Source organism: Glutamicibacter sp. Je.9.36, assembly GCF_051129975.1.
GTDB lineage: Bacteria > Actinomycetota > Actinomycetes > Actinomycetales > Micrococcaceae > Glutamicibacter.
The window spans coordinates 415,933-431,461 of sequence record NZ_JBCPSN010000003.1; the positions used below are offsets into that span (position 1 = coordinate 415,933).

Below are 15,529 nucleotides of genomic sequence, written 5' to 3' on the forward strand. Positions count from 1 at the left end.
AGTCCAAAAGTACATGGGTTCTGCCAGTCACCGCGCACCAAGTCCGTTGCGCCAGCCGGAGACCATCAGCTCTCCGCAGCGCAGCAAGCGGGCTCTGATCCTGGTCCTGCTGACCATTTTCTTCCCCGGCGGCGCTCAGCTGGTCGCGGGAAATCGCAAGCTTGGACGGATCGCAGTGTCCATCACCATGGCCTGCTGGCTGGCCATTCTTGCGCTGGTTGCCCTGTACTTCATTGATCGCTCGATCATTCTCGGCTGGGTTGCCCACCCGAACTTCCAGCTGTTCTTGATCATCGTGCTCGGCACGCTGGCCCTGGGCTGGCTGATCATGTTCACCAACACCTTGGTGATTATCCGGCCCAAGCTGCTGGCCCCTGGCATGCGTGCCATCGTTACCATCTTCACCCTGGCAGCCGTGGTGGCCACCAGCGGTGTCTTCATCTACGGCGCCTCGCTGTTGAATACCGGACGCGAAACCATTGTGGCCGTATTCGATGAAGGACCCGCCTTCGAGCCAGTCGACGGGCGCTACAACATCGCAGTGTTCGGTGCCGACTCCGGTGCCAACCGCGAAGGCGTCCGCACCGACGTTGCGGCTCTGCTTTCTGTTGATGCCAAAACCGGCAAGAGCCTGCTGATCTCGGTGCCACGCAACTTCCAGAGCGCGCGCTTTGCCCCGGGCTCTCCCATGGAGAAGATCTGGCCCGAAGGCTATAACTGCGGCGACGAATGCATCTTCAACGCCATCTACCGCAATGCCGAAACCGAGCACGCCGATGCTTTCCCCGAGTCCGTGAAGAACGTCGGCGCGCAAGCTGCCATGGACGCGCTGGAAGGCACCACGGGGCTCCCTGTCCAGGGCTACGTCATGATCAACATGGCCGGGTTCGAGCAGTTTGTCGACGCATTGGGCGGGGTCACCATCGACTCCGGCGGATGGGTTCCCTACAACGGGAAATACCACGAAAACAGCACCGTGCGCACGCACTGGTTCGCACCGGGCACCCACGAATTCACCGGCAAGCAGGCATTGTGGTTTGCTCGCTCACGCGACTTCACCGATGACTACCACCGCATCAAGCGCCAGCAGTGCTTGCAGCAGGGAATCATCAAGCAGTTCACGCCGCAAACGATCCTGAGCAATTTCACTTCGATCATGTCCGCCGGTGAAGAGCTCGTTGAAACCGACATTCCAGCAGGTCAGCTCGGTTCCTTCGTATCCCTGGCCGAGAAGGTCTCCAAGGAGCCGATGGCCCGCTTGACCCTCGGTGCGCCGGACTTCGAACGCAGCTTCTCCACCTACCCCGACTTCGGCAAGCTGCAAGAGCGTATCCAGACGTTGATCGCAAAGCAGAACGAACCGGAGAAGAAGAAGGAAAAGAAGAAGGACAATCCTGAAAAGAGCGAGGACACCTCCAAGTCCTCTGCTCCGGAAGAAACAACCCAGGCTTCCGAAGAAGCGCCGGAAACCACTGACGTGAACAATGCTCCGAAGCTGTCGAAAGAGGACAGCCCGGAATTCACCCAGCCAGATGGCAGCCCGATCACCGAAGAGTACTTGGTGCAATTGGAAATGGCCGGCTACCGCACGTTGATTTCAGAGATCGCGGCCAATAACGACGAATGCTCGGTTCCGTAAACGGTTAAGACCCCCCGACCGCCATGCGACCCAACTACCGCTCCTGAAAGGCTATGGTCAAAAGACGTGTTCGAGTTGAAAAACGCGATTAGGGACTACCACTGGGGATCTGCTTCGCAGATTTCCGATCTGCTCGATCTGCCCGCGGAAACCACCCCGCAGGCCGAGATGTGGCTCGGTGCCCATCCCGGGTGCCCGAGCCGGATCTCCGAAAGCGGGACAGCGCTCAATGATTTCATCGCCCAGGATCCAGAGCACATACTAGGTTCAGCAGTCGCCCAGCGCTACGGACGTCTGCCCTACTTGTTCAAGGTGCTCTCGGCGACCCAGCCGCTGTCGATCCAGACGCACCCCACGCTGAAGCAGGCGCAAGAGCGTTTCGCCCAGGAAAACGCGGACGGCAAGCCGTTGGATGCTGCTGACCGCAACTACCGCGATGACAACCACAAGCCGGAGATGCTCTTTGCCCTGACCGACTTCGTGGCGCTATCGGGCTTCCGCCAACCAGCGCAGATTGTTGAAGACCTGCAGATCCTGGCCGCGCACCTGCCGGACTCGGCGCATGCACCCATAGGCCAGCTGCTCGACCTGCTGCAGGGCACCGATCCGCTGGCCCGGACTTTCAAGCATGTGCTGACCGCGGGGGACGAAATTTCCCAGCTGGTAGCGCAGATCAGCGAAGCAGTGGCCGGCAGCCCCGAATTGCACGGCAACGCCCATTTCGCCGAGCTAGCCTCGATCAACAAGATCTATCCTGGCGATCCGGGGGTCTTGGTCGCCCTGCTGCTGAATTTGATCTTCCTGGAGCCTGGCCAGGCCATCAGCCTGGGTGCCGGCAACGTCCACGCCTACCTGCGCGGTTTGGGAATCGAGGTCATGGCCAATTCGGATAATGTGCTGCGTGGAGGCCTGACCAGCAAGCATATCGATGTTCCCGAACTGCTGGACGTCACCATTGCCGCCCCCTCCCCTGCCCCGATCCTGGAGCCGGTGGCCCTTGATACCCACGACCGCTTGTACAAGCCCGACTTCGAAGAGTTCCAGCTGCAGGTACTCGATCCCATAGAGCCGGGCCTTGCCGCTGATCTGCAGCTGCACGGTGCCGCTGTGCTGCTGTGCACCGCCGGTGAGTTCCTGGTAGCCACGCGTGAAGGCGAACGCAGCATCAGCCGCGGGCAGTCGTTGTTCCTCACCGCGGCCGAATTGCCAGCCACCGCCATTTTGCAGGGCACCGTTCCGGGCGAGCTCTTCGCAGCCAGCGCCCAGATCGACTAGCTGCACTGCCTTGGGGCCCTTCGTGGCACTATAGGGGCCAAACGCAAAACTGCGAGCCATGGACTTGAATCAAGTCCATGGCTCGCAGTTTTGCAATCAGATGCGGATTAGCGGGTGTAGGCTTCCCACTTATCCTGGTGGTGCTCACCCTCGACGAAGCGGATGGTGCCGGACTTGGCACGCATGACGATCGACTGCGTGTGGATGCGGTTGTCCTTGTAGCGGACACCGCGCAGCAGATCGCCATCGGTGATGCCGGTCGCTGCGAAGTAGCAGTTATCCGAGGTCACCAAGTCGTTCGTGGTCAGCACGCGGCCCAATTCGTGGCCGGCATCGATGGCCTTCTGCTTCTCGTCGTCATCAGTTGGCCACAGGCGGCCCTGGATCACGCCGCCCAGCGCCTTGATAGCGCAGGCGGTCACGATCCCTTCAGGGGTGCCGCCGACACCCATCAGCGCGTCAACGCCGGTGCCTTCGCGGGTTGCGGCGATGGCGCCAGCAACGTCACCGTCCATGATCAGCTTGGTGCGGGCACCAGCCGCGCGGATCTCCTCGATCAGGCCAGCGTGGCGTGGGCGGTCCAGGATGGTCACAGTCACCTGGCTGACCTTCTTGCCCTTGGCCTTGGCGATCAGGTGCAGGTTCTGCTTCACTGGCAGGCGGAGGTCAACGAGCTCGGCTGCCTCTGGTCCGGTGACCAGCTTCTCCATGTAGAACACGGCGGAGGGGTCGAACATCGAACCGCGGTCGGCTACGGCCAACACGGACAGGGCGTTGTTCAGGCCCAGCGCGGTCAGACGGGTTCCGTCAATCGGGTCGACTGCGACGTCGCATTCGGCGCCGGTGCCGCTGCCAACCTGTTCTCCGTTGAACAGCATTGGAGCTTCGTCTTTTTCACCTTCGCCAATCACGACAACGCCGTTGAAGTTCACGGTGGACAGCAAGCCGCGCATGGCGTCGACTGCGGCACCGTCTGCGGCATTCTTGTCACCGAATCCGACCCACGGCGAGGAAGCGATGGCTGCCGCTTCGGTTGCACGCACCAGCTCCAGTGCTAGGTTGCGGTCCGGCTCCGCGTCGGAAACCGACAGTCGCGGAGAAAGGTGGGCATAATTGTTCTTTTCGGTCACGAAAGATCCCATCACTGAGTCGTAGTCATTGCGCCTATGCAAACAAGGACATTCTATCCTCTAGAGTTTTCGCTTTACAGTTCGTGTCGGGAGTGCCTGCTCATAGTTCGACGTGCGTTTGGGCACTCTGGTTCGAATTCCACAGAATCTTCGGGGAGAATGGAAGGCGTGCAACCTGAGAAGAACACCGAGAACAGCATCCCGGCTACCGGCAACACGGCCAACGGTACCGAGACGCCTGCTGCGTCCCCTCGAAGCCTCGACGATCCGAATGCCACCTTCGAGGATCTGCCGTACAAGCCGCAGCTCACCGAGAAGCAGGCCAAGCGCGCGAACCAGACCTTCAAGGGCATGGTGCTGTCCATCGGCTTCACGGTTGCCATACTCATTCCGGTGCTCATGCTCAACCCGCCGCCCAAGGACGACGCGTTTGAAAGCGACGTCAACCTGCAGGCCACCGCGGAGCAGACGGAACAGATTTCTGGCTTTGAGATCTTCGCCCCGGAACTGGGCGACAAGGAATACGCGAACTTCGCTCGCTGGCAGGCTAACACTGCACAGGGTGTCCCCTATTGGGAATGCGGCCTCGTCTTCGAAGACAAGAACTTCGTATGGGTTCGCCAGGCTGCTGAAGCCAACCCGACATGGATTGCCCTGATCACCGATGCGGCGACGCCAACCGAAACTCGCACCATCGGCGGAGCGCAGTGGGAAGTGCGCACCAAGGACCAGAGCACGTACCTGATCTCCGAGTTCAAGGACTCCACCGTCGTACTTTCCAGTGATACCTCAGCCGAACAGCTGAACAGTGTTGCCGAACAGGTCGCTAGCGAGCTGGATTAAGTCACGTTCGCGGGAAAAGCCAGTCATATATTCGATATTCGAACAGCATCCCGTAGAATCTGAGTCATGCTCTCTGAATCAACACAACCGACCCTGACGCCTAAAGAGGCTTGGGAAAAGCTCAGCGCCGGCAATTTCCGTTTCGTCAACGAAGATACCCAGCACCCCAACCAGGACAGTGCTCGACGGCAGAAGTTGATCTCCGGCCAGGAACCTTTCGCTGTCATCTTCGGCTGCTCTGATTCCCGCCTTGCGGCAGAGATCATTTTCGATGTGGGTTTGGGCGACATGTTCGTGGTGCGTACCGCAGGCCACGTCCTGGATCCGGCAAGCCTCGGTTCATTGGAATTCGCCGTTGACGCCCTGAACGTGCCGTTGATCGTCATCCTCGGGCATAACTCCTGCGGTGCGATTACCAGCGCCATCCAGGCCAAGGAAACTGGCAACATGCCCAAGGGCTTCGTTCGCGACCTGGTCGAGCACATCACCCCTTCAGTCCATGCCGCCGAACGCAAGGGCATCACCGACGTGAACGGCACCGTTGTCGAGCACGTCAAGCAGACCACCGACCGCCTCGTCGACCTGTCCAGCATCATCGCGCTGGCCATCGAAGAGGGCCGCACCGCAGTCGCCGGCGTTGCCTACCACCTGCACGATGGCCGTGCCCAGCTGGTCTCCAGCCTGGGCCTCGACTAGAAGCTCCAAGCTTCAGGAAAAGCCTTGTAAAACGGCTTTTATTCCCAAATCGGTGAAGCGTCACTGTTGGTTGTGATGTTTACGTCAGAGACCTGTCATTCGATGACGGTTCGGGCGTACTCTGGGCTCATGACTAACAGTGACGATTTCCGTATCGAACATGACACCATGGGCGAAGTCCGAGTTCCGGCTCAGGCCCTGTACCGCGCGCAAACCCAGCGTGCCGTCGATAATTTCCCGATCTCGGGCAAGACCTTGGAATCCTCGCATATCAAGGCCCTGGCCCAGGTCAAGAAGGCCGCCGCACGAGCCAACCTGGCGCTCGGCGTTCTCGATGAAGAACGCGCTGAGGCCATTGTGGCCGCAGCCGATCAGGTCGCTACCGGGCGATACGACGAGCACTTCCCCATCGACGTATTCCAGACCGGTTCCGGAACCAGCTCGAATATGAACACCAACGAAGTTCTCGCCGAATTGGCCACCCGTGCCTTGAAGGCTCGGGACAGCGGCACCGAGGTCCACCCCAACGACCACGTGAACGCCTCGCAATCTTCCAACGACGTCTTCCCGACGTCCGTGCATGTTGCCGCCACCTCAGCTCTGCTCAATGACCTGGTCCCGGCCCTCGGAACCTTGGCTTCCTCGTTGGAGGCGAAGTCCGCCGAGTTCAAGGATGTGGTCAAATCCGGCCGCACCCACCTGATGGATGCCACCCCGGTCACCCTTGGCCAGGAATTTGGCGGCTACGCGGCACAGGTACGCTACGGCATTGAACGCATCGAAGCGGCGCTGCCACGCGTTGCCGAAGTTCCCCTGGGCGGCACCGCGGTAGGCACCGGCATCAACACCCCGGACGGCTTCCCGCAGCAGGTCATCGAGTTCCTGCGCGAAGACACCGGCCTGCCCATCACCGAGGCGCGCAACCATTTCGAAGCACAGGCCAACCGCGACGGACTGGTCGAGGCCTCCGCAGCTTTGCGCACCATCGCTATCTCGCTGATCAAGATCGCCAATGACCTGCGGTGGATGGGCTCCGGCCCCAACACCGGCTTGGGAGAAATTGCGATCCCTGATCTGCAGCCAGGATCCTCCATCATGCCCGGCAAGGTCAACCCGGTCATTTCGGAGGCAACCATCCAGGTAGCAGCCCAGGTCATCGGCAACGACACCGCCATCGCTTGGGCCGGAACCAACGGCGCCTTCGAGCTGAACGTGGGCATCCCGGTCATGGCCTCCAACCTGCTCGAATCCATTCGCCTGCTGTCCAGCACCTCAACGGTGATGGCCGAAAAGATGATCGACGGCATCAAGGCCAATGTGGAACGCGCGCGCTTCCTGGCCGAGGCTTCCCCATCGATTGTCACCCCGCTGAATAAGCTGATCGGCTATGAAAACGCAGCCAAGATCGCCAAGAAAGCTGTCGCCGAGGGGCTGACCGTACGCGAAGCAACCATCGCTTTGGGCTTCGTTGAACGCGGTGAAGTCACCGAGGAACAGCTCGATCAGCTTCTGGATGTTTCCACCATGGTGGGCAAGCACTAATTCCCTGGCGCTCCACCCCTGCTGCTACCGCGGTTCGATGCTCGGCATCGGGTCGCGGTAGCGTACTTTAACCCGGAAAAACAGACTCCTACTTACCGGTAACATCTGCTAGCCTCCACTTATGACCCGCACCACATCTCGCTCTTTTAAACGTCTTGGCCTCTGGATTTCCGGCACGCTGGTAGTCCTCTTGGCCGCATTCTTCGCTTTTGCTCCCGGCATCGTGGAAAACACCCGCAATAAGATCGAGGCCACGGGTCTGCCAGCGGTCAGCGACGACGCCGCCGAACTGCATTCGCGCTTGCAGATTGCCGACATGCATGCCGACACCTTGATGTGGGACCGCTCGCTGCTCAAGCGCTCGGACCGCGGCCATGTCGACCTGCCGCGCATGGAAGAGGGCAATGTCGCCCTGCAGGTCTTCTCCTCGGTTTCCAAGTCGCCGGTCGGCCAGAATTACGATTCCAACAGCGCCGAATCGGATAACATCACGCTGCTGGGCTTTGTCCAGCTGCAACCGCCTCGGACCTGGTTCTCGCTCCTGGAGCGTTCGCGCTACCAGGCCAAGAAGCTGCGCGACGACGCCGCCGACTCGCAAGGCACCCTGCGCGCCATCACCACCACCGCCGAGCTCGACCAGCTGTTCAAGGACCGCAAGAGCGGCCAGCAGGTCACCGGGGGCCTCTTCTCGGTCGAGGGCCTGCATAATCTTGAGGGCGACGTCAGGAACGTTGATGTCCTGTTCAACGATGGCATGCGCATGGCCGGGTTCACGCACTTCTTCGACAACTCGGTGGCCGGCTCCAAACACGGGGTCGAGAAATCAGGGCTCACCGACCTTGGCCGTGCTGCACTCAAGCGCATGGAAGAGCTGGGGGTCATCGTCGACCTGGCGCATTCCAGCGACGCGGCTTTCAATGAAGTCCTCTCCCTGGCTACTGAACCCGTGGTATTCAGCCACGGCGGCGTCCAAGCCACCTGCGATGTGAACCGGAACCTCACTGACGATCAGATCCAGGCCATAGCCGGGACCGGCGGAGTTATCGGAATTGGCTACTGGGACGCTGCGGTCTGCACCCTGGATGTGGATTCGGTGGTGGACGCGATGGAGCATGTCATCAAGGTCGCAGGAATCGAACACGTCGGTTTGGGCAGCGACTTCGACGGAGCAACTACCGTCGCATGGGATGCCAGCCAGATTGCTGTCATCACCCAGGAACTGATGAATCGCGGCTATTCGGATACGGAAATCGCGGCCATCATGGGCGGAAATACGTTGCGCGTTTTCCGCGAGGTGCTTCCAGCGAACTAGCTCAGTTCAATCCAATAGCGTCGCAGGTCCTCGGTGGAGCCGAAGCGGGGCCCGATTTCGGCAACCGGAGTGACGCGTTCGAGGACTCCGCCGCAAGCTTCGATGGTTCGCGCCGAAGCAGTATTGGAGTCGTTGCAGGTAAGCAGGACCCGCGGCAGGCCAAGGCTGCGGGCTTGTTCCAGGGATCCGGCGAGCGCGGTTCTGGCCAGGCGATTGCCACGGGCGCTCGGGCGTATGCCGTAGCCGATGTGCCCGCCGACTTCGCGAAGGAAATCATTGCCCAGCTCATGACGCAAGCTGACCGCGCCCAAGTACTCCTCGTCGTGCGCTAGCCACAGGGTGCTTTGCGCAACGAAGCCTTCCGGTGGCGTGAAGTGCGGCTTTTCCAGATCCTTGAGCAGCTGGACCCACTGCGCGAAGTCTTCTGCGTTGCGCAGATCCCAACCGTATTTGGCAGCGTAGAAGACTGAGGCCCCGTCCTGCTCCGCCCCCGCCCATTCGGTTGTGCTCCGCATGAAGGAAGCATGCAGTGCGGCAGAAGGTTCAATCAGTCCAATCCCGGTCATGGAGCAAGTCTAAGCTCATGCCGGCGGCATTCACGCATGCCACAGCGGAGTTGAAGGCAGAAAGCGTCAACTGGCGAAATAGCCACCGGGCCGAGGGTCCAGTGCCCATTGCAGCGCCCGTTCGTGCAGCGGCGGGAGTTCTGGCCGGTCAGCCAGTTCGAAGTACCCCACTTCCAAATTCTCGTCATCGTTGACCTTCGCCGCGCCGGAAAGGTGCCGAGCCTTGAAAACTACATCCAGGTACTGCGCGTGATCGCCATTGGGATACACCGTGGGAGCTGTCACCCCGACCCCCAACAGGTCCGTGATTTCGCATTCGACGCCGGTTTCTTCCAGCACTTCGCGGTGCGCTGTATGCGAAGGCTCTTCGCCTGGATCAATAATTCCTGCCGGCAGGGTCCATTTGCCATTGTCGGCACGTCGCACCAACAGCACCCGGCTGTCGTGGAGGACAACGATTTTCACCCCGGAGAGCCATAGCAGTTCATGACCGATGCGTTCTCGAAGATGGGTTACGAATTCTGGAGTTGCCATGATTTCATCGTGCCATAAGCAGCACTGCTAAAGACCCAATGAGCATGAAGGGGCCGAAAGGGACCGCTGATTTAAGCGTCAATTTCCGCACGGCCACGCCCCCGATAACCCAGCCGGTGGCCAGCAGGAAGGCAAGCAAGGTCGCGAAGAACAAACTGGGCAAGGAATAGTATCCGAGATTCATGCCCAGCACGCCGGCCAGCTTCACATCGCCCATGCCCATTGCCCCAGCGGAAATCAGCGCGAGGAGCAGATAGCCTCCGCCAAGCAGCAGCAACCCCAAAAGGCTCATCAGCAGCCCATGCCCATCAGAACGGAAGATCCCCAGCAGCGCGATCACCACAATGCTGGCCGCCAACCAGTAAGCCAGCAGCCGGTTGGGCAAACGATGCGTCGCCATGTCTTCCTTGGACAGGAGGAACCCGAAACCAAGAAAGCAGGCTAGCTGGAGGAGAACCAGCGCTGCGGTGGTCGGGCTTTCCTGTGCCACGTTCCAAATTTCTGACATGCATAGAGCATAGGCACCTCATTGGATCTTCGGCAGAGGGGTCTTCCTCTTGTGAATAATTCAGCCGCTTCTACAATTGGAGTATGGACGTTCCAGCAGTTCCAGTTCTTTTCCCCGGGCACTCCGCCCCTGAGTCGGCGGCCCGTCGTCGTTTCCGTGCCTTGGCCCGGTCCGCCCCATGGCTGAGCACCTCCTTGCAGTTCCAGGTCCAGGTCCCGGAGCATTACGCCCAACCGGATGAAGGCCTGGAAGGCCAGCTGACCGCCATCCTCCGCCAGCGAGAAGCCATAGCCGTGCGCTCGGCCGAGGGGCAACTGGTGTACCAAAAGGAGAAGTTCACCGCGGACCGGAGCCGAGGCTACGTCGCGGCCACCAATTCCTCATGGAAGCTGCCGGCCTCGCTGACCTCCCCGGTTTATACCTCAGACCACCTGATCTTGCGCCGTCCACAAATTTCCGGCTTCAATGGGTTGCTGCCCCTGGAGCATTGGGAACCAATGCTCGACCCGGTGGAACTTGCCGGCACCGAGCCTGCCGCCCATGATCTCGCTTTCGACCACCCCACCTACATTCACGAGCTCGCAGAAATCACCCATGGCAACCGGCCTGCTTTAGCAGCCGTTCTCACTGCGGGACACAACTACCAGCCCGTGCTGGCCAGCTGCCCTCTCGTTCCCGCCGGGACACGAACCCTCGTGGTACTGGATCTGGCAACAGGCGTCTGCCTGAGTCGCCGGGTGCTCTCCGCCCAGGCCGGGATGCCTGCGGCCCCGGAGCTGTCGCTTCAGGTCCTGGCCCAGAACGAGTACTACATCGATTCCTTGTTCACCGCCCCAGCTCCCACGCTTACCGACGTGCGGGCGCCGATTCCGTGGGAGCTGCGCAGCGAGCGCCAATCCTAGGACAAGGTGGGCGAATCAAGCAGGTTGGTGACTAGCGCGGCGATAGCAGAGCGCTCGGAACGGGTCAGGGTCACATGTCCGAAGAGGGCATGTCCCTTGAGCTGTTCCACGACCGCTGCGACACCGTCGTAGCGGCCTACATGCAAGTTATCGCGCTGTGCCACGTCGTGGGTGAGCACCACCTTGGAATTCTGTCCGATGCGCGATAGCACCGTGAGCAGAACATTGCGTTCCAGCGACTGGGCTTCATCAACGATGACGAAGGAATCATGCAGCGAACGCCCGCGGATGTGGGTCAGCGGCAGGACTTCAAGCATCCCGCGTTCGACCACTTCATCAATGGCATTCTTCGACACGATCGAGCCGAGGGTATCGAAGACCGCTTGGGCCCAAGGTCCCATCTTTTCGCCCTCGGAGCCCGGCAGGTAGCCTAGTTCCTGGCCGCCAACGGCATAGAGCGGACGGAACACGGTGATCTTGCGGTGTTCCCTGCGTTCAAGCACTGCTTCCATTCCGGCGCACAGGGCCAACGCCGATTTACCGGTTCCGGCGTTGCCGCCCAGGGAGACGATGCCCACGGATGGATCCATCAGCAAGTCCAAGGCGATGCGCTGCTCTGCACTGCGTCCATGCAATCCGAAGGCCTGCTGGTCGCCGCGCACCAGCTTCAAGGTGTTCGCATCAACCTTGCGGCCCAGGGCGCTTCCGCGCGGGGATGTGATGACGAACCCGGTGTTGATCGGTTCATCGGCGACCGCAGGGTGGTTCAGAAGCTGTTCATGTTCGTAGAGCTTGGCCATGGTCTCTTCGCCCAGTTCCAGCTGCTGTATGCCGGTCCACCCCGTCGAGGCGATCAGCTCATTGCGGTACACCTCGGCATGGATGCCCATGGCAGAGGCCTTGATGCGCATCGGCAGGTCCTTGGTAACCAGCGCAACGTCGAGGCCAGCATCCAGCAGGTGCTTGGCGACAGCCAGGATGCGTGAATCGTTATCGCCCGAGCGCATGCCCACCGGCAGGACCTCAGGGGCGATGTTATTCAGTTCAATGCGCAGCGTTCCACCAGTTTTGGACACGGGCACCGCTTGGGCTAATCCCCCATGGCTGGCAATCAGCTCATCAAGCACACGCAAGGCATGGCGTGCAAAGAAGCCCAGATCAGGATCCTTGCGCTTATGTTCCAGCTCGGTGACGACAGTCAGCGGGATCACGACATGGTGCTCATCGAAGTGGAACATGGCTTTCGGGTCAGAAAGCAAAACCGAAGTATCAATGACGTAGGTTCGTACACCCTGTTCGGCTGTTCGTGTCATGGCAGCGCACCCATTCTCGAATCCGGCGTGGGGACTCTCCCCACGCGTAAGTGGGGAATCCCGACACCGGATGTCCAAGGCGATTCCGGCCATTGCTCCGGCTGGCGCTGCATTTGGTCATCTAGTGAGGAACCCTTCGATCAGCTGGGTCTTGTTGCCCCGGCCTTATGATCACCATAGACCTTGAAGCGCTACCTGGGGACTACGTTCAGGTAACGATTAGCTGAACAGCTGAGCCGGGTGCACGATTCGGGGCTCAGGTGCCGAAGCGGCGCTGGCGATCAGCGAAGTCGCGCAACGCACGCAGGAAATCGACGCGGCGGAAATCCGGCCACAATGCCTCGCAGAAGTAGAACTCCGAGTACGCGCTTTGCCAGGTCAAGAAGCCGGAGAGACGCTGTTCCCCGCTGGTGCGGATCACCAAATCCGGGTCTGGCTGGCCCTTGGTGTACAGTGCCGATTCGATGTCTTCAGTGGACAGTCCGGCGGCAAGTTCCTCGACCGTGCGTCCATCCTCGGCGGCCTTGCAAAGCAGCGACTTGAAAGCATCAAGAATTTCACGGCGTCCACCGTAGCCGATGGCCACATTCACATGAACGCCGGTGCGGTTGGCGGTAACGGTTTCCAGCGCGGCAAGCTTCTGCGCCAGGTCTTCAGGCAGCAGGTCCTTGGCTCCCACCTGCTGGACCTTGACCCGGTTGGTCTTTCCCAGACGGTCCAGGGTCGTGCCGATGACTTCCAAGAGGTCGCGCAACTCGCTGGCTTCTCGATTGAGGTTGTCGGTGGAGAGCATGTACAAGGTAACCATCTGGATGTTCAGGTCCTCGCACCAATCGAGGAACTCCAGGATCTTGTCCGCACCGGCCTGGTGGCCTGCCATGGTCGGGGTGCCGGCCAGCTTGGCCCACCGGCGGTTGCCATCGACCATCACGCCAATATGGTGCGGAAGCTTGTCGGCAGGGAGGGACTTCGCCAAGCGCCGTTCGTAGTAACGGTACGCAAGGTTCGGAAGCTGCACCTTGTCCCTGCCTTTCGATAGATTCCAAAAACTCTAGGTTCTAAATCTACCGCTATTTATCGCCCAGCATGGGTATCTGCCCGCTTCACCGCGTCCACGATGGACACATTCTGCCGGGCTCAGGCACCCTTTCCGGAAGCGAACAACGAGAACAATCCGTCCATCCCGGCTACAGGCATCTGGCAAAGCTCTTCGCGGCAAGGCTGGATCTGGACGGTCTGGGCCGCACCAGGTAGCGACGGATCGTGGCGCACATTCAACCCGAGGCTCAACGCCACCGAACGCACGCGCTTGGCTTCTGCCGAATCCCACTGCGACAGCGCAAGATACTGGACCGGGCTGGAAACTACGCACTGCACTTCCAAGGCGGTCGCTACCTGTGTTGGCGCGTCGCTGGCCAACGCCAGGGCGTGGGCAGAAAGTACGCGGGCGCTTTCCAAGTCCGCCGCATCTGCTTCGGTGTAGCCTCCCGCCGCCATGGATTGCAGGGCATGCATCGCCAGCGCCTTGGCGTAGAGCGCACCCGAGGCCGGCATCGCATCATCAAGCACCGTGACGGCAGCAATGTTGCTGCGCTGGGCTGCGATGCGCGCATCGGCTTGGACCGCGTCACGCGGCACACCGGTTTCCGGGTCTACGAAGTCGGCAGCGCGTCCCAGCAAATCGCTGGCACGCTCGGCCCACTGCTTGTGCCCGGTGGCCTGGCCCAACGCCAAGAATCCCAGGGCCAGGGCGGCATAGTCCTGCAAGGTGCCTTCATTGCCGTGCTCAGCACGATTGGCGAAGCTCACGCGGGCCAGCCGTCCGGCATTTTCATCCCACTGCATCGTCCACACCGAGGTTGCTGCCTTCTCGGCGAGCGCCAAGGCTTCTGGCTGGTCCAGGAGCAGCGCGGCTTCAGACAAGGCTTCGATGGCCAGCCCGTTCCAACCGGCGATCACCTTCTCATCGCGAACAGGCATAATTCGCGAGCGGCGCAGCGTGCGCATTGCATCCCGCAGTTCATGGAGAACACCGATTTCGTTCGTTTCAGGAACCCTCAACAGCGAGAAGCAGAAGTTCTGCGGGTCCTCGGCCACCGGCGCGAAACGCAACAGCCCCTTGGGCAGCCGCTGAATCAAGGGGTCGGAGACCAGCGCGATTTCCTCGCGGCTGAAGGTGTAGTACGCGCCCTCGATCTGGTGGCCACCACGCGATGAATCGGCATCCAGGGAAGCCGCGAAAGCTGGAGCGGCCGAAGATGCGGTGAGCAATTCCTCGTTGAGGAAGTCGATAATGCCTTGGGCGCTGCGCTGGGCGAGCCCGGCGAGATTCTGCGCGCGCTGGGCCATCTCCCCTTCGGATTTGCGGGCGAATTCCGCTGCCAGGACGCTGGTGCGAGCCGCCAGTGAAAGCAGGCCGGCATTGTCGTAGAGCATCTTTTCGAAGTGCGGGACCGACCAGTTCTCATCAACACAGTAACGGGCGAAACCGCCATCAACATGATCCTGCAGGCCGCCAAGGAACATCGCTTCGAGATGGGTGGCCGCTGCGGCGAAGGCCTCGGCGGCGCGGTCAGGGGAGGTGACCACTGCACGCCACAGGGTCTTCAGAGCCCAGGTCGGCGGGAATTTAGGTGCCGGGGTGAAGCCGCCTTCTGGTTTGGTGGCGGCAACCCATCGATCAAGTGCTGCGCCGAAGGCCTGCTCTGCTGGTTGCTGCGACTGCAGCGACAACAGCGAGCTCTGGCGGCTTCCGAGTTCTGCCAAATGCGCGGCGAGCATCTGGGCCTGCTCTTCCAGCGAAGCGCGCTTGGTTTCCCAGGCCTCGTGGACGGCGTTGAGCACCTGGCGGAAGCTCGGGGTCTTGCCACGGGGCGCCTTCGGATAGTACGTGCCGGCATGCACGGTACGCCCGTCAGGAAGGGCGAAAATCGTCATCGGCCAACCACCGGCACCGGTGAGCGCCTGGGTAGCCAGCATGTAGGTGTCGTCCACGAGCGGATGCTCTTCGCGGTCCACTTTGATGGCTACGAAGTTTTCGTTCAGCAGCGCCGCGATTTCAGGATCGTCGAAAGACTCGTGGCTCATCACGTGGCACCAATGGCAGGCGGCGTAGCCGATGGAAAGCATGACCGGTACGTCGCGCAACCGGGCCTGTTCGAAGGCTTCGTCCCCATAGGGGAACCAGTCGACAAGTTGGTGCGAATGCTGTCTGAGGTATTGGCTGGATGAGCCAGCGAGTCGTTGAGCCACGCAATCATGCTATCGCG

Annotated in this window: 14 protein-coding genes; 7 read left to right on the plus strand and 7 right to left on the minus strand. The window is 60.8% G+C overall.

From position 1 onward, the window contains the following. Positions 1-13: 13 nt before the first annotated feature. Positions 14-1,639 carry an LCP family protein gene (locus AAZQ98_RS10270; RefSeq protein ID WP_434691925.1) on the plus strand — a complete coding sequence of 542 codons (1,626 nt, stop codon included), beginning with the start codon at positions 14-16 and terminating at the stop codon, positions 1,637-1,639. Positions 1,640-1,705: 66 nt separating this feature from the next. Beyond that, positions 1,706-2,914 carry a mannose-6-phosphate isomerase, class I gene (manA, locus tag AAZQ98_RS10275; protein WP_434691927.1) on the plus strand — a complete coding sequence of 403 codons (1,209 nt, stop codon included), beginning with the start codon at positions 1,706-1,708 and terminating at the stop codon, positions 2,912-2,914. Positions 2,915-3,021: 107 nt separating this feature from the next. On the opposite strand, the gene glpX is transcribed toward manA, so the two are convergent. Further along, positions 3,022-4,056 carry a class II fructose-bisphosphatase gene (glpX, locus tag AAZQ98_RS10280; RefSeq protein ID WP_105657461.1) on the minus strand — a complete coding sequence of 345 codons (1,035 nt, stop codon included), beginning with the start codon at positions 4,054-4,056 and terminating at the stop codon, positions 3,022-3,024. Between the two features lie 156 nt (positions 4,057-4,212). Between glpX and AAZQ98_RS10285 the strand changes: the two genes are divergently transcribed. The 4 genes from AAZQ98_RS10285 (at position 4,213) to AAZQ98_RS10300 (ending at position 8,437) form a co-directional block, all read left to right on the plus strand. After that, positions 4,213-4,887 carry a DUF4245 domain-containing protein gene (locus tag AAZQ98_RS10285; RefSeq protein ID WP_434691929.1) on the plus strand — a complete coding sequence of 225 codons (675 nt, stop codon included), beginning with the start codon at positions 4,213-4,215 and terminating at the stop codon, positions 4,885-4,887. A 66-nt stretch (positions 4,888-4,953) separates the two neighbouring features. Beyond that, a complete protein-coding gene (locus AAZQ98_RS10290; protein ID WP_105657459.1) occupies positions 4,954-5,583 on the plus strand; it encodes a carbonic anhydrase in 630 nt (209 codons plus the stop codon). A 129-nt stretch (positions 5,584-5,712) separates the two neighbouring features. Further along, positions 5,713-7,125, plus strand: a complete 1,413-nt coding sequence (locus AAZQ98_RS10295) for a class II fumarate hydratase (protein ID WP_434691931.1) — start codon at positions 5,713-5,715, stop codon at positions 7,123-7,125. Positions 7,126-7,246: 121 nt separating this feature from the next. Beyond that, positions 7,247-8,437, plus strand: a complete 1,191-nt coding sequence (locus AAZQ98_RS10300) for a dipeptidase (RefSeq protein WP_434691933.1) — start codon at positions 7,247-7,249, stop codon at positions 8,435-8,437. Here the strand turns inward: AAZQ98_RS10300 and AAZQ98_RS10305 are convergent. The 3 genes from AAZQ98_RS10305 to AAZQ98_RS10315 all read right to left on the minus strand — a co-directional run bounded on the left by AAZQ98_RS10305 (position 8,434) and on the right by AAZQ98_RS10315 (position 10,045). Next, positions 8,434-8,952, minus strand: coding sequence for a GNAT family N-acetyltransferase (locus AAZQ98_RS10305; RefSeq protein WP_434691934.1), 519 nt, complete (start codon positions 8,950-8,952; stop codon positions 8,434-8,436). The two genes, AAZQ98_RS10300 and AAZQ98_RS10305, sit on opposite strands and share 4 nt — an antisense overlap. Positions 8,953-9,069: 117 nt before the next feature. Further along, a complete protein-coding gene (locus tag AAZQ98_RS10310; RefSeq protein ID WP_434691936.1) occupies positions 9,070-9,537 on the minus strand; it encodes an NUDIX hydrolase in 468 nt (155 codons plus the stop codon). A gap of 4 nt (positions 9,538-9,541) precedes the next feature. After that, positions 9,542-10,045 (minus strand): prepilin peptidase, encoded by a 504-nt coding sequence (locus AAZQ98_RS10315; RefSeq protein ID WP_434691938.1) that lies wholly within the window; start codon positions 10,043-10,045, stop codon positions 9,542-9,544. Between the two features lie 83 nt (positions 10,046-10,128). Here AAZQ98_RS10315 and AAZQ98_RS10320 point away from each other — a divergent pair, with 83 nt between their 5' ends. After that, positions 10,129-10,947, plus strand: a complete 819-nt coding sequence (locus tag AAZQ98_RS10320; protein ID WP_434691940.1) for a hypothetical protein — start codon at positions 10,129-10,131, stop codon at positions 10,945-10,947. On the opposite strand, the gene AAZQ98_RS10325 is transcribed toward AAZQ98_RS10320, so the two are convergent. The 3 genes from AAZQ98_RS10325 to AAZQ98_RS10335 form a co-directional block, all read right to left on the minus strand. Continuing rightward, entirely contained in the window at positions 10,944-12,260 is a 1,317-nt protein-coding gene (locus AAZQ98_RS10325) for a PhoH family protein (RefSeq protein ID WP_105657452.1), read from the minus strand. The genes AAZQ98_RS10320 and AAZQ98_RS10325 overlap by 4 nt on opposite strands. A gap of 256 nt (positions 12,261-12,516) precedes the next feature. After that, positions 12,517-13,278, minus strand: coding sequence for an isoprenyl transferase (locus AAZQ98_RS10330; protein ID WP_434691942.1), 762 nt, complete (start codon positions 13,276-13,278; stop codon positions 12,517-12,519). A gap of 119 nt (positions 13,279-13,397) precedes the next feature. Next, the gene (locus AAZQ98_RS10335) at positions 13,398-15,512 is read right to left on the minus strand and encodes a thioredoxin domain-containing protein (protein WP_434691944.1); all 2,115 of its coding nucleotides are present in this window, start codon (positions 15,510-15,512) and stop codon (positions 13,398-13,400) included. Positions 15,513-15,529: the final 17 nt, after the last annotated feature.